Here is a 14,383-nt window from a genome sequence, read left to right on the forward strand (position 1 = left end):
ACACTTTTTGTTTTAAGTATTTCCTAGTAAACGGAAATGCTTACTTTCAATTAGGGAGGAATTTAAAATGGCAATTCAAACAAGTAACTTAGGTTATCCACGTATCGGACTACAACGTGAATGGAAAAAAACATTAGAAGCTTTTTGGTCCAATAAGATTAATGAAGAACAATTTTTAGCGACTATGAAAAAAATTCGTCTTCAGCACGTAAAAGTACAGCAAGAAAAAGGGATTGAATTCATTCCAATCGGCGATTTTACATATTATGATCATGTTCTGGATACTGCTTATATGTTAGGGTTTATACCATCGCGTTTTTCTGAGTTTACCTCTTACCTTGATGTATATTTTGCAATGGCGCGTGGCTCTAAAGATCACGTTGCTTCCGAAATGACAAAATGGTTTAACACAAACTATCATTATATTGTTCCTGAATATGAAGAAGGATTACAAATCTCTTTAAAAGACAATCGTCCTCTTCGCTTATACGAAGAGGCAAAACAAGAATTAGGAGTAGATGGAAAGCCTGTTATTTTAGGACCATATACTTTCTTGAAATTAGCGAAAGGCTATAAACAAGATCAATTTGCTACTATTTTAAAACAGTTAGTTGCACCTTACATACAACTTATTTCAGAACTACATGCAGCTGGTGCTCGAATTATTCAAATCGACGAACCAAGTTTCGCCTCTTTAACAAAAGAAGAGATTCAACAGGCTAAAGAAATTTATGCAGCTATTCGTAAAGAGGTTCCAAACGCGAATCTTCTTTTACAAACATATTTTGATAGTGTAGAAGAAAACTATGAGGAAATTATCACATTCCCTGTATCTGGTATTGGATTAGATTTCGTTCACGGTAAAGAAGGGAACCTACATGCTATTTCAAAATATGGATTCCCAGCTGACAAAACTTTAGCTGTTGGTTGTATAGATGGCCGTAACATTTGGAGAGCTGACCTTGATGAAGTTCTTACGTTATTTACAACGTTACAAAATCAAGTCCAACCAAAAAATTTCATCGTTCAGCCTTCTTGTAGCTTATTGCATTCACCAATCGATAAAACCGAAGAAACACATTTATCGACAGAGTTATTTGATGCACTAGCATTTGCAAACCAAAAACTAGAAGAGTTAGTTCTTATTCATTCTGCTCTGACTCAAGGTACAGAAAGCATTAGTAAAGAGCTGGAAACATATCGCAATGTACATCATACAATCCGTTCATCTGCTGCACGTAACCGAGAAGACGTTAAAGCAGCACGAACAGCGCTAAAAGAAGAAGATTTTTCACGTCCTCTTCCATTTAAAAAACGATACGAATTACAACAAGTTGCCCTGCAGTTACCATTGTTACCAACAACAACTATTGGTAGCTTCCCGCAAACAACTGAAGTTCGTCAAACACGAAAAGAATGGCGTAACAGCGTTATTTCAAATGAACAATATGAGCAATTTATCGAAAAAGAGACAGAAAAATGGATTCGTTATCAAGAAGAAATTGGTCTTGATGTCCTTGTACATGGTGAGTTTGAAAGAACTGACATGGTCGAATATTTTGGTGAGCGCCTTGCTGGTTTCTCCTTCACTAAAAACGGTTGGGTACAATCATACGGTTCCCGTTGTGTAAAACCACCTGTTATTTATGGTGATGTAGCCTTTATTAACGGAATGACTATTAAAGAAACTGTTTATGCACAAAGTCTAACGGACAAAGTTGTAAAAGGAATGTTAACAGGACCTGTTACGATTTTAAATTGGTCCTTCGTTCGAAATGACATCCCAAGAAAAGAAGTTTCGTATCAAATTGCCTTAGCTCTTCGTCATGAAATTGAACTACTTGAATCCTCTGGAATTAGAGTGATCCAAGTCGATGAGCCAGCGCTTCGTGAAGGAATGCCACTAAAAGAAAAAGATTGGGATGTATATATTACATGGGCAGTTCAATCCTTCCTTTTAGCAACATCTTCTGTAGCCAATGAAACGCAAATTCATACGCATATGTGTTACAGTAACTTCGAAGATATTGTAGATGCTATTCGTGCATTAGATGCGGATGTAATTTCTATCGAAACATCAAGAAGTCACGGAGAATTTATCGATACATTAAAACATACAACATATGAAAAAGGTATCGGTCTAGGGGTATACGATATTCATAGCCCTCGTGTACCAAGTAAAGATGAAATGTTTAAAATCGTAGAACAATCTTTACAAGTATGTGATCCTAAATATTTCTGGATTAATCCTGACTGTGGTTTAAAAACGAGACGAACAGAAGAAGTTATTCCAGCTTTAGAACACATGGTGCAAGCAGCAAAAGATGCTCGTTCTCTTTTAAAAACAAACGCATAACAAAAATGGGTTATCCTTTTGGAGGATAACCCATTTTTTATTCTTTACTTTCAAAAAAGAATTCATATTGTATTTTATATAATTCATCATCCGTTGGCTCTTCCAGAGGAATTGCCTGTAATACAACTGTATACTCACCATTTGGAATAGGAAACTGAAATTTATTTGAAAGAATACTCGTTACAACGATACATTCATTTTCAACTATAAAAGGAACCGTAACCGTTCTAATCACTTCTTCTTTCTCAATATGTTTTCCACAAGTCACTTTTACTTCACAAGTATAATCAGAGAGTGCTTCAAAAATAACAGTTCCATCCGCCTTAGCATAACCTCTTTCAAAATCTTCATCTGTCCAGTCTACGTAAGGCTGCTCACCTTCATAGTTCATCAACATTAATTGTGAATAAGAAATTGTTAATTCCATAGTTCCCCTTCTCCTTCATTATGAAATGTGCAACTACTACTTCACTTCAAATTTCACACGCGTACCATCTGGGTATTTATCTAACTTATTTCCTACCCAAGAACCTGCCCCACGGTTATCCGCTGGACTTATATATTCAATATGTGCTCCTTTTCCGCCTTCTTTACACATTGCCATTGGCCATTCATCACGATCATACCCTTTTTTTGATGGATATGGTGCTAACGATAATTTCCTTCTATCCGCAGCTCCGCCGCGATCAATCGTACAAACCTCTGAATGTCCTTCTTTTATAGCATCCGTAATATGTTTCCCAGTCTCTGGATATCGTTCTTTCGGGAATTCTAGCACTTGATCATATGTATTCGTTTTTTTTACACTTGTTTCTTCTGGCACAAGTACTTCATAGACCGCTACTAAAATAGACAGAATTGCAATAATTGAAATGACAATACCTTTTAATTGCTTCATGTATACCTCCATGGTTCTACCAGTTTCTTTTCCTCAGTTATTATAACAAACTTCCCCCGTATATGTTTTCAGACATTATTTTAGTTATTCCTTGCCATTCCGCCAAAAACTCTCATTTTTTCACTAATGCTGTAGAAAACTAATAACCTTCCGACATTCTTTTTCAAAGGAAGTCCTCATAAAAGATTGAAATGATATATACGATACTTTTTGGGGAGGAAATATCATGGAAGCTATTTATAAAACGAAAGATGTTACAAATAAAACAGGTATCCCAAAACATATAGTCCGAAAATATAGCCAACTCTTAGAGGAACATGGTTATATCATTTCAAAAACTGCTGATGCTCGTATTTATAAATTGGATGATTTAAAACTATTGAAATCTATACATGAAAGAGCTGCTACATTACAAGAAGATATTTCAGAAACAATACCTATTATTTTAAAAGAAAAAGAAGCCCCACCTGTACCTGTTATTCAAGATAAACAAGAGGTACAGCCAAAAGAAGATGGGCGCAACTTTGAAGAATTTATGTTGAAACTTGAAATGCTCGCTCAATTAAATGAAGCAATTATTCATCAAAATTCTACTCTGATTACACAAAATCGTTTAAAAGACGAAAAACTAGATGAATTGATGCAACAAGTTTATATAAAAGAAGGCTCTCAAGAAAAAATGCTTCAAGAGTTAGTTGATCATGCAGCTCAAACAGATGCACTGCAAAAGGAAAAAATGGACTTATTAATGAATCATATGTATAAACGAGAATCCAAACAAGAAGAAAAAATGAATAAACTTGTAAATCAAATTTATAACAAAGACAGTAACCGTGATGCACAACTTATGCAAGTTATTCGCGAAATTCAAGAAACAAAAAGAATGGTCGCCGCCTCAAAAGAACAAGGTTTCTTCCATTCATTTAAAAGTTTATTTAGCCGAACAAAACAAGAAAGAGCAAATGAATAAACAATATAAAACAAAAAGTTACCTCCCAGCGGTAACTTTTATTCCTTATTTCTTACAGCTGGTAATATAATAATCGCTTCAGTGCCTTTTCCACTTTCGCTTTTATATTCCAGTGTACCATTATGTGCTTGTAAAATACTAAATGTTACCATAAGTCCTAATCCTGTCCCTTTTTCTTTTAAAGAGTAATACGGTTGTCCAAGCCGTGCTAACTGTTCTTTCGTCATACCGACACCACTATCTTTAACCCTTATTACGATCGTTTCATCTTTTTGAATAGCCGTTACTTTTAAATATCCTTTATTTCCTTGAATTGCTTCAATACCATTTTTAACTACATTCATAATAGCTTGCTTCAATTTCGTCTTATCACCAATCGTATAAAGACTCTCAGAAATCTCGACTTGCAAATATACCCCTTGCATCGCTGCAAATGATGACATCAAAGTGGTCATTTCTATTAATTGTGCTGATAAACAAATGTGTTCTTTTTTCTCAATTTGTGGCCTTGCTAAATTCAAATAATCTGAAATAATTTGTTCAGCCCGATCCAATTCAGCTAATACGAGACGCATATAATCCTTATTCTTCACATCTTCCGTACTTTCTAGCAATTGGATAAATCCACGAACAACAGTGAGCGGATTTCGAACCTCATGTGCAACACTTGCTGCTAACTCACTTACAATATTAAGCTTTTCTGATTTTTGCATCTCTGTACGTAGTAATGCGTTTTCATTTAAATATTCCGTTAAATACACCTGAAATACCATCGTCATAACCATAATAAGCGAAGCAAATATATACCCGCTATATAAGTGCGAAACATACGGTGTAAATCCTGTTTCTAACAGAACATTAACCATACCAAATACTAAAGATACAAGTACGTAAAATGATGAAATCATAAATGCTAAAATTAGTTTCTTATCTCTAGAAAAAAGAGACCATTTCTTTGATAAAAACAATGGAACTATCAATAAAAATATTACTTCTACAATAGGAAGCCAACTAATTCCCTTTAAAAACCATTCATATGCAACAAAAATAACAGCAGGGATTACACCAACAATCCCACCATATAAAAAACCACTGACAATCGGGATTGGGTGAAAATTATACCCGCAAACATTGCCAAAACAAATAGAGTATGTCATGGAGAGAACGAGCGTAACGCTAGATAAAAACATAATAAAGTAGCGATTCGGCTTCGGAGGCATTTCTTGATAGCGATTTAAACGAATCGCTTCATATAAAAATAGTGGCAAAATTATGATGGCAATTTGGATCAATAAATCACGGATAAGCTCCATAGCCTCTCATCCCCTATATGTATTTTGATATGATTATATCATTTTATAGGTGTATTTGTTCTAAAATTTTGATTTTTCTTAACATATTTGTTAATTCTTTGTTAACAACCGATAATAATTGTTACAGATTTCCGAAATGATTGTAAACCCTGTACCAAATTTCCTTCGGGCAGTATACAATGAATACGGATTACAAAGAAAATAAAAAAACACTTCACTAGACGGACAACTATAGCAAAATACAGCATATAATCCATACTATCTATGTTTACAAATAAGTGATCATTACTTTAGTAGGAGGAAGATAAATATGGCGGGTACTACGCTTGTTTTAAAAGAAGAAAATTTGGTTGTTTTAGAAAATGTTGAAAAATCAGTGTATGAGGAGTTACAGCATAAAACAGGAGAAGAAAATTGCACATGTGCTGTGAACGAATCAGTTGTTCACCTTGGCAAAGTATCCTCTGTACTTTGGAATGAAGATGAAATAGATTGGGAATACGGGTATTAAAAAGTCGCTTATAGCGGCTTTTTTTCTGTTCTCTCTTTCTAAATTTCATATACAAAGCGTAATCATAGAAAGTATGATAAAATGAACTTAATTTTCAAACGGAAGAAAGGGAGATACAATGGAACAATTCATTAATCCTAGAGTAAAGGACATCCAAATTTCTGGAATCCGCCAATTCTCTAACATGATTCAAAACTATGATAATCTTATCTCTTTAACAATTGGGCAACCCGATTTCCCTACACCTTCTCTTGTAAAAGAAGCGGCAAAACGGGCCATTACAGAAAATTATACAAGCTATACACATAACGCTGGTTTACTAGAATTACGCACGGCAGCTTGTAACTTTGTAAAAGATAACTACGATTTACATTATTCACCTGAAAACGAAACTATCGTTACAATTGGTGCCAGTGAAGCAATTGATGTTGCATTCCGAACAATTTTAGAGCCAGGAACAGAAGTAATTTTACCTGCCCCTATTTATCCAGGGTACGAACCTATTATTCGATTATGCGGCGCAACGCCTATTTTTATAGATGTTCGTGAAACTGGATTTCGTTTAACAGCCGAAGCGCTAGAAAATGCTATTACAGAAAAAACAAGATGTGTCGTACTACCATATCCTTCTAATCCAACCGGTGTAACTTTATCAAAAGAAGAATTAAAAGATATTGTAGATGTTTTAAAAGATAAAAATATTTTCGTTCTTTCTGATGAAATTTATAGCGAACTTGTATATGAAGAAAAACATACATCTATTGCCCATTTCCCAGAAATGCGTGAGAAAACTATTGTTATTAACGGTTTATCAAAATCCCATTCTATGACTGGCTGGCGTGTTGGTCTATTATTCGCACCAAGCTATTTAGCAGGTCACATTTTAAAAGTTCATCAATACAATGTAACGTGCGCTACTTCAATCGCTCAATATGCTGCAATCGAAGCATTAACAGCTGCTAAAGACGCACCCAAGATGATGCGCCACCAATATAAAAAACGTCTTGATTACGTGTATAATAGACTCATTCAAATGGGCTTAACAGTTGAAAAACCAACAGGTGCATTTTACTTATTCCCATATGTCGGCCATTTAACATCTTCATCATTTGATTTTGCACTTGATCTTGTAAAAGAAGCTGGGCTAGCCGTCGTTCCTGGAACAGCATTTTCTGAATATGGTGAAGGCTACCTTCGCTTGTCTTATGCATATAGTATCGAAACTTTAAAAGAAGGCTGCGATCGATTAGAAGCCTTTCTAAAACAAAAAAGCTAAGAGTTAAACTCTTAGCTTTTTTATCCCGCATTAACGGGCAGTAAAACTCCCACCTCAAAATTCGGCTGGAGCAAAGATGCTAAATGGGAGATCAACTGCCCGTAAACGCCCGATTGGTTCAACTAATAATCAGTGGGGGATGAACCACCCCCCACTGATTAAAGTTTCACTTTATGCATAATGATCGCAAGTTTGACGCTTCAGCAATTTATGTGGAATAATGATACACTTTGCAGTAGACTCCGCATTTTCTACTTTATCAACTAAAGCTTTTGCTGCTTCATAACCTAACTGATATATATTCACATCCACTGTCGAAAGCGGAGGACTCGCAATTTCTGATAATAAAGCATTATTAAAACTTACAATAGAAACGTCCTTCGGTACAACAAACCCTTTTTTAGAAAGAGCGCTTAATACACCAAGTCCAATTAAATCATCCGTTGCCATAATTGCCGTCGGCGGTTGCTTCAGTCCCATTAACTCTTCAACAGCTTGTTGACCACTTTCCCTCGAAAAATCAAAATGCAAAATATACTCTTTCGGTAATACAATGTCTGCCAGTTTTAAAGCATCACTCATACCAGCTAAACGATCTCTCGTTACAAGTAAATCTGAGCCCCCACCAATGAACGCGATTTGCTTGTGGCCTAATGAAATCAAATATTCTGCCACTTCTCTTGCAGCAGTATAATTATCATTATCTACATATGTAATCTCATCTTTTCGATCATATGGTTTTCCAATTAAAACAAACGGGAAATTTTGTTTATGCAAATATTGAATAATCCGATCATTCTCTCTTGAATATAGAAGAATAATACCACCAATTTGACGCCCTTGCACCATTTTTACAACGCCATTAAAAATTTCTTCTTCCGTTTCACCTGTCGACATATAGAGCGCATATCCTTCCACATGTGCAAATGAACTAATCCCTCTTATAACTTCCGGGAAAAATGGATTTTGAAAAGCTTTACTTGCTGAACTCGGCATAACAAGACCAAGCGTTTTCGTTGTTTGGTTCGCAAGGTTTCTTGCATTTAAATTTGGATGATATCCTAGTTCACTCATTACTTTCCGAACACGGCGCTTTGTCTTTTCACTTATACTTGGATTATCAGCAATTACACGAGAAACTGTTGATGGTGCTACATTCGCCTTCTTCGCCACATCTTTAATTGTAACTGTCATAAAAATCCCCTCCTCTCACTTCTCTGCCATTTTTCATATATTTTATCTTGCACTCGTTGCAAGCCATAGGAGAAGTCATAAACTTTCATTTACTCTATTCTGCAAAACTTATCCTATTCTCCCTCTCCATGTATTGTAAGGGATATAGCTTTATTTTCCTATACTATAATATACTATTTATTTCACATCTTTTCGCATGTGATGTCAAATCTCTTTTCATCTCCCTACAATTTTTTTATAGGGAGATGAAAAGAGAAATGGGACGTAATGTCCCATTTTCACCCTTTCGTACCTCCAGCTGTTAAACCAGAAATAAAGTATTTTTGTAATGATAGGAATAAAATCGAAATTGGTATTGCAATTAATACTGATCCAGCTGCAAATGTTGTAAATTCATTACCAAATTTTTTTGCTACCATTTCATATAACCCAACTGCTAAAGTATAATTTTCCGGTGTGCGTAAAATAACACTTGCTAAAATAAAATCTGTAAATGGACCGATGAACGTGAATAACGCTACAACCGCTACGATTGGTTTTGCAAGCGGCATAATAATTTGCCAAAAAATACGGAAATGCCCTGCTCCATCCATTCGAGCTGATTCATCCAACTCTTTCGGAATCGTATCAAAATAACCTTTCATAAGCCATGTATTCATCGGAATTGCTCCGCCTACATAAATTAAAATTAATGCAAGATGTGTATCAATTAATCCTGTTAACTGAGCTAATATATATAGCGCGATTAACGCTGCAAAGTTCGGGATCATTTGGAGAATTAAAAATGTTAATAAACCATTCTTTCTTCCAACAAAACGATATCTCGAAAATGCATAAGCAGTAAAGCTAATGGCTAACACCGAAAAGATCATGGTCATTACGCTAACTTTTAAAGTATTTTTATACCAAAGTAAGTAATTACTTGAATCAAGATCAAGTAGCTGACGATAATGATCTAACGTGGCATTTTTCGGAATAATACTAGACCCAGACAAACTATCTCCTGGATTAAACGATGAGCCAATAATCCATAATAATGGATAAAAAATAATCGCACACATTATGAAGATAACTAAATAACTTAATGAAAGACGTAACATCTTTTGTCGTTTAATATTCATTTACATCATATCCTCTTCTTGGAATGATTTTGTTCTCTTAAACTGCCATAACGCAACTGTAATAACGATTAACGATAAAATCATTGTAAGAGCTGCTGCTTTCCCGTACTGCGCCGAAGTCATCGTTAACTTATAAATCCATGAAATTAAAATATCCGTTCCACCTGCATCTTGCCCCGCTACTGCAGGACCTCCGCCATTAAAGAGATAAATAATACTAAAGTTATTAAAGTTAAACGTATATTGTGTAATTAAGATTGGGGCTGTTGCATATAAAACAAGTGGCAATGTAATTTTGCGGAACTGTTGCCAAGCAGTTGCTCCATCTACTGTAGCCGCTTCATATAATTCTCCTGGAATCGATTGCAATATACCTGTTGTCATTGCAAAGACGAACGGGAATCCGAGCCACGTTTGGATCATAATTAAAGCAATCTTCGCCCAAAACGGATCTGTCATCCAAGCAACTTTTTCAATTCCGAATAAAGCTAATACTTGATTGTTAATCGCTCCAAATGTTTCATTAAACATACCAGCAAATACAAGAATAGATACGAATGCTGGAACAGCCCACGGTAAAATAAAGATTGTTCGAATAATTGCCTTACCTTTAATACCAGGCTGATTTACGATGATCGCTAAAAAAATACCAAGTGCAACTTGTAACGTCGTTGCAACGAACGTCCAAATGACAGTCCAAGAAAATACACTTAAAAATGTATCTCTCCACATTGGTAATGTGAAAATATCAATAAAGTTTTTAAATCCCACCCAATCTACTAATTTAGCTGGAGGAGAGTGATATAAATCATAATTCGTAAATCCAATTAAGATAACAAAAACGATTGGAAATACAACAACAAAGATAAGCAATAGAAATCCTGGTGAAACCATTAAATATGGAAAACCTTGATCTAATAAGTTACGATATTGCTCTTTTACAGAGTTTAATGGTGTCCCTATATCACGTTTCTTCCCATTTTGGTATGCATCATATAAGTTAAATGCATATATTCCTAGTCCGAATACTATGACGATAAGTGCCAAAATCCCTTCTACTAATAGAAAGACCGAATGGTCACGTGGAACTTCTGTACCAAGCGTTACAATTCCCCATAATCCCATATTTAACAAATCAGCAAATGCTACAATAAATGAACCTGTTAATACTAGAAAAATAAGACCTTTTACATATTGTTTATTATATAGCTGACCAATACCTGGAATGATCGATAACACGGTCGCCATTTTCCTATGCTTTGAACCGTTTAACTCTTTCGCTGGTTCCATAGATGTTTGCATGTTCCTTCCCCCTTTTTCCTTCCTACATTGGAAGGGAGAGAATTCGTGCCTCTTATATTTGAGGCACAAATTTCACCTTATTTTTTATTGCTGTGGTTTGCTTCAATATTTCCTTTAATTTGTTTTACAGCTTCATCAAGTGCCGGTTTTGGTTCCTGTTTTCCAGCTGCAAGTAATTCTAATGCAAATCTTGCAGGCTCCCATACTTCTTTCATTTCTGGAATATTCGGCATTGGAATACCTGTCTCAGCCTGTCTAGTTATTGCTTTTGCCGCTTCACTGTCTTTAATCATTGAATCTTCCATTAATGATTTCACAGGAGGAATTTCCTTTGATTTTTCATAACGGATTTTTGCATTTTCTTCATTTGTTACCCAATCAACAAATTTCGTTGCTAAATCTTTATTTTTTGAAAAACTTGTTACATGCCATCCTTTTACACCAACAAAAGTTTTCATTGGTTGACCATTTGGTAATTTTGGCATCGGCGCTACCCCATAATCAATGCCTGCCTTTTCCATCGCTTGGAATGCCCATGGACCATTCATAATCGATGCAGCTTTTCCTTCATTGAACAATCCGTCAGCTGCCGCCCCACCAGATTCACCAATAATACCCTTTGGGAATAAATTCTCCTTATACCATTTTTGGATATATTCCATCCCTTGTACTGCTCCGCTATTATTTAATCCGATATCATTTGTATTCAGTTTTCCATCCTTCTCACCAAATACATAACCGCCCATACCAGCCATAAATGCATTCGCAAAATACAAATTATCTCCTAATGCTAAAAATCCGTACTTACCATTTTTCGTGAAATCTTTCGAAAAATTATATAACTCATCCATTGTTTCAGGTGCCTTTGGCATAAGCTTTTTATTATAAATGAATACAGGTGTTTCAATAGCTTTTGGTAAACCATATAATTTCCCCTTATATGTTTGAGCTTCTATAGATAAGTCCGTAAATTTGCTCTTTACAGCATCATCAACTTTCACTTCATCAATTAATCCCTCAGTAACAACATTTCCAATATGATCATGCGGTAATGTCACAACGTCAGGCCCTGTACCTGCCGGACCATCAAGACGTAGCTTTTTCGTTTGATCTGTCATTTGAACTTCAGCCACTTTGACTTTCACGTTATACTTCTTTTCAAAACTCTTTACAGCTGGTTCTAATGCAGTACCTTTTTTTAGATCTTCCCAAACGAGAAGATCATAATCTTTCTTCTCTTTACTTGTTTCTTTTTTCCCTGAATCTTTCGGTCCACATGCAGATAACATACTGATTGACAATGCTGAAATTGTTAATAGTGATAATGCTTTCTTCATCCCAAAAAACCTCCCTAAATTGTCTATGTACCTCTTTAATTGAAAACGTTTGCATTTAATATTTTAATAGAAGCGCAAACAATATCATAATCTATGAAAACGTTTGCGCTATTTGTCTATCATTATACATCCTTTTATTCATTTTGCAAATATTAATTTTCAAAATAATCTTCTCTTACTCTTTATACATTGACTTTATACAAAATGAATACTACTCTTATAAGCAATATGAAAGTTATGAGAAAAGCAATCGTTTGCAACATCATCTTTATTATTACGTTTAAGGGAACGATATGTATAGAGATATTAAAGGGGGATTTTCTATATGTTAAAAGAAGCGATCTATCATAGGCCGAAAGATAATTATGCATACGCTTACGACGAAAAAACGATTCACATCCGGATTCGTACAAAAAGAGACGATGTACACACCGCCGCTCTCATCTACGGTGATCCTTATGAATGGCAAGATGGAAAATGGATTACAGCGAGTACACCAATGAAAAAAACTGGTTCTACTGAGCTATTTGATTATTGGTCCGTTTCAATTGAACCAAAATTTAAACGCTTACGTTATGGGTTCGAATTAATAAATGACGCAGAGACTCTCATTTATACAGAACGAGGATTTTTTGCTAACATTCCAAATGACGATGTTGGTAACTTTTTCTGCTTTCCATTTATTCATGCAAAAGATGTTTTCAAAGCCCCGTCCTGGATTAAAGACACAGTATGGTATCAAATTTTCCCAGAACGATTCGCTAACGGGGATAGCGCATTAAATCCAGAGAATACTCTTCCTTGGGGGAGCGCAGAGCCAACTGCTACTAATTTTTTCGGAGGTGATTTCGCTGGTATTATTCAAAATCTTGATTACCTTGTGAAGCTTGGAATCTCTGGCATTTATTTCACTCCTATTTTTAAAGCTCATTCGAATCATAAATATGACACAATTGACTACATGGAAATCGATCCACAATTTGGGACGAAAGAAACTTTTAAAGAACTCATTGGGGCATGCCATAAACATGGTATAAAAGTAATGCTTGACGCTGTTTTTAATCATAGTGGATACTTTTTCGATAAATTCCAAGACGTACTAGAAAATGGCAAGAAATCAATTTATAAAGAGTGGTTCCACATTCATGAATTTCCGATCATAACCGAACCGCTGCCTAATTATGATACTTTCGCATTTACACCGTATATGCCTAAACTAAATACAGCACATCCAGACGTTAAAGAGTATTTACTCGAAGTAGGACGTTACTGGGTAAGAGAATTCAATATAGACGGTTGGCGCCTTGATGTAGCAAATGAAGTAGATCATAGCTTTTGGAGAGAATTCCGAAGTGAAATAAAAGCATTAAATCCGGAAGTATATATTTTAGGAGAAATTTGGCACGATGCACTCCCGTGGCTACAAGGCGATCAATTTGACGCTGTAATGAGCTATCCTGTTACAAACGCTCTACTTTCTTACTTTGCTAACGATTCCATTAAAGCAAGTGAATTTATGAAACAAATTACAGAATCTCTACATTCTTATTCTATGAGTGTAAATGAAGCAGCATTTCATTTATTAGACAGTCATGATACACCAAGAATTTTAGCAACATGTAACGGGGATACAAATAAGTTAAAGTTACTCTATGTATTCCACCTTTCTTTCATCGGTTCTCCTTGTATTTATTACGGAGATGAAATCGGTATGGATGGCGGAATGGACCCGAGTTGCCGCAAATGTATGGTTTGGGATACAACAGAACAAGACCATCTATTATTTACACATGTACAAACATTAATTTCATTACGGAAACAATATAAAGCATTTGGAGGACATGGTACTTTCCAATTCATCGAAGCAAGTGATGAACATAATTATATTTCTTATACAAAAACATATGAAGATGAAACTATCTTTTTCGTTTTAAATCCTACTAACGATGAAATTACTGCTTCACTCCCTATTCATATTACAGGGAAGAAAATAGTCAATATATATACAAACGAAGAATTTTCAGCGGAAGCAAGTGTACTACAAGTTACACTTCCTCCATATGGATTCTCAATATTAAAGTGGTAATCAAAAAAGCCTTATGCCG

At 35.2% G+C, this 14,383-nt stretch carries 12 protein-coding genes; 5 read left to right on the forward strand and 7 right to left on the reverse strand.

The window, feature by feature from the left end:
• Positions 1-67 precede the first annotated feature (67 nt).
• A complete protein-coding gene (metE, locus tag ACQKNR_RS02645; RefSeq protein ID WP_427315143.1) occupies positions 68-2,356 on the forward strand; it encodes a 5-methyltetrahydropteroyltriglutamate--homocysteine S-methyltransferase in 2,289 nt (762 codons plus the stop codon).
• A gap of 37 nt (positions 2,357-2,393) precedes the next feature.
• Here the strand turns inward: metE and comJ are convergent, their stop codons facing one another.
• Positions 2,394-2,783: a competence protein ComJ gene (comJ, locus tag ACQKNR_RS02650; protein ID WP_427315145.1), complete on the reverse strand. Its 390-nt coding sequence runs from the start codon at positions 2,781-2,783 to the stop codon at positions 2,394-2,396.
• A 36-nt stretch (positions 2,784-2,819) separates the two neighbouring features.
• A complete protein-coding gene (nucA, locus tag ACQKNR_RS02655; RefSeq protein WP_427315147.1) occupies positions 2,820-3,254 on the reverse strand; it encodes a DNA-entry nuclease in 435 nt (144 codons plus the stop codon).
• A 226-nt stretch (positions 3,255-3,480) separates the two neighbouring features.
• Between nucA and ACQKNR_RS02660 the strand changes: the two genes are divergently transcribed.
• Positions 3,481-4,224 (forward strand): DUF3967 domain-containing protein, encoded by a 744-nt coding sequence (locus tag ACQKNR_RS02660; protein ID WP_427315149.1) that lies wholly within the window; start codon positions 3,481-3,483, stop codon positions 4,222-4,224.
• 38 nt (positions 4,225-4,262) lie between these two features.
• Here the strand turns inward: ACQKNR_RS02660 and kinB are convergent, their stop codons facing one another.
• Positions 4,263-5,537 (reverse strand): sporulation sensor histidine kinase KinB, encoded by a 1,275-nt coding sequence (gene kinB, locus ACQKNR_RS02665; protein ID WP_427315151.1) that lies wholly within the window; start codon positions 5,535-5,537, stop codon positions 4,263-4,265.
• 310 nt (positions 5,538-5,847) lie between these two features.
• Here kinB and ACQKNR_RS02670 point away from each other — a divergent pair, with 310 nt between their 5' ends.
• Together ACQKNR_RS02670 and ACQKNR_RS02675 are read left to right on the forward strand one after the other, a co-directional pair.
• Complete coding sequence (locus ACQKNR_RS02670) at positions 5,848-6,048, forward strand: hypothetical protein (protein WP_000929285.1); 201 nt, start codon at positions 5,848-5,850, stop codon at positions 6,046-6,048.
• A 118-nt stretch (positions 6,049-6,166) separates the two neighbouring features.
• Positions 6,167-7,324 carry an aminotransferase A gene (locus ACQKNR_RS02675; protein WP_427315152.1) on the forward strand — a complete coding sequence of 386 codons (1,158 nt, stop codon included), beginning with the start codon at positions 6,167-6,169 and terminating at the stop codon, positions 7,322-7,324.
• Positions 7,325-7,495: 171 nt separating this feature from the next.
• Here the strand turns inward: ACQKNR_RS02675 and malR are convergent, their stop codons facing one another.
• From malR to ACQKNR_RS02695, 4 genes are all read right to left on the reverse strand, one after another.
• Complete coding sequence (gene malR / locus ACQKNR_RS02680) at positions 7,496-8,518, reverse strand: maltose operon transcriptional repressor MalR (RefSeq protein ID WP_193410135.1); 1,023 nt, start codon at positions 8,516-8,518, stop codon at positions 7,496-7,498.
• A gap of 278 nt (positions 8,519-8,796) precedes the next feature.
• Positions 8,797-9,639, reverse strand: a complete 843-nt coding sequence (malD, locus tag ACQKNR_RS02685; RefSeq protein ID WP_427315154.1) for a maltosaccharide ABC transporter permease MalD — start codon at positions 9,637-9,639, stop codon at positions 8,797-8,799.
• Positions 9,640-10,941 (reverse strand): maltosaccharide ABC transporter permease MalC, encoded by a 1,302-nt coding sequence (malC, locus tag ACQKNR_RS02690; protein ID WP_427315156.1) that lies wholly within the window; start codon positions 10,939-10,941, stop codon positions 9,640-9,642.
• A 77-nt stretch (positions 10,942-11,018) separates the two neighbouring features.
• Complete coding sequence (locus ACQKNR_RS02695) at positions 11,019-12,278, reverse strand: extracellular solute-binding protein (RefSeq protein ID WP_427315158.1); 1,260 nt, start codon at positions 12,276-12,278, stop codon at positions 11,019-11,021.
• Between the two features lie 325 nt (positions 12,279-12,603).
• On the opposite strand from ACQKNR_RS02695, the gene ACQKNR_RS02700 reads away from it, so the two are divergent.
• Positions 12,604-14,364, forward strand: a complete 1,761-nt coding sequence (locus ACQKNR_RS02700) for an alpha-glycosidase (RefSeq protein ID WP_427315159.1) — start codon at positions 12,604-12,606, stop codon at positions 14,362-14,364.
• Positions 14,365-14,383 lie beyond the last annotated feature (19 nt).

It is taken from the genome of Bacillus sp. NPDC094077 (assembly GCF_050279465.1).
Classification (GTDB): domain Bacteria; phylum Bacillota; class Bacilli; order Bacillales; family Bacillaceae_G; genus Bacillus_A.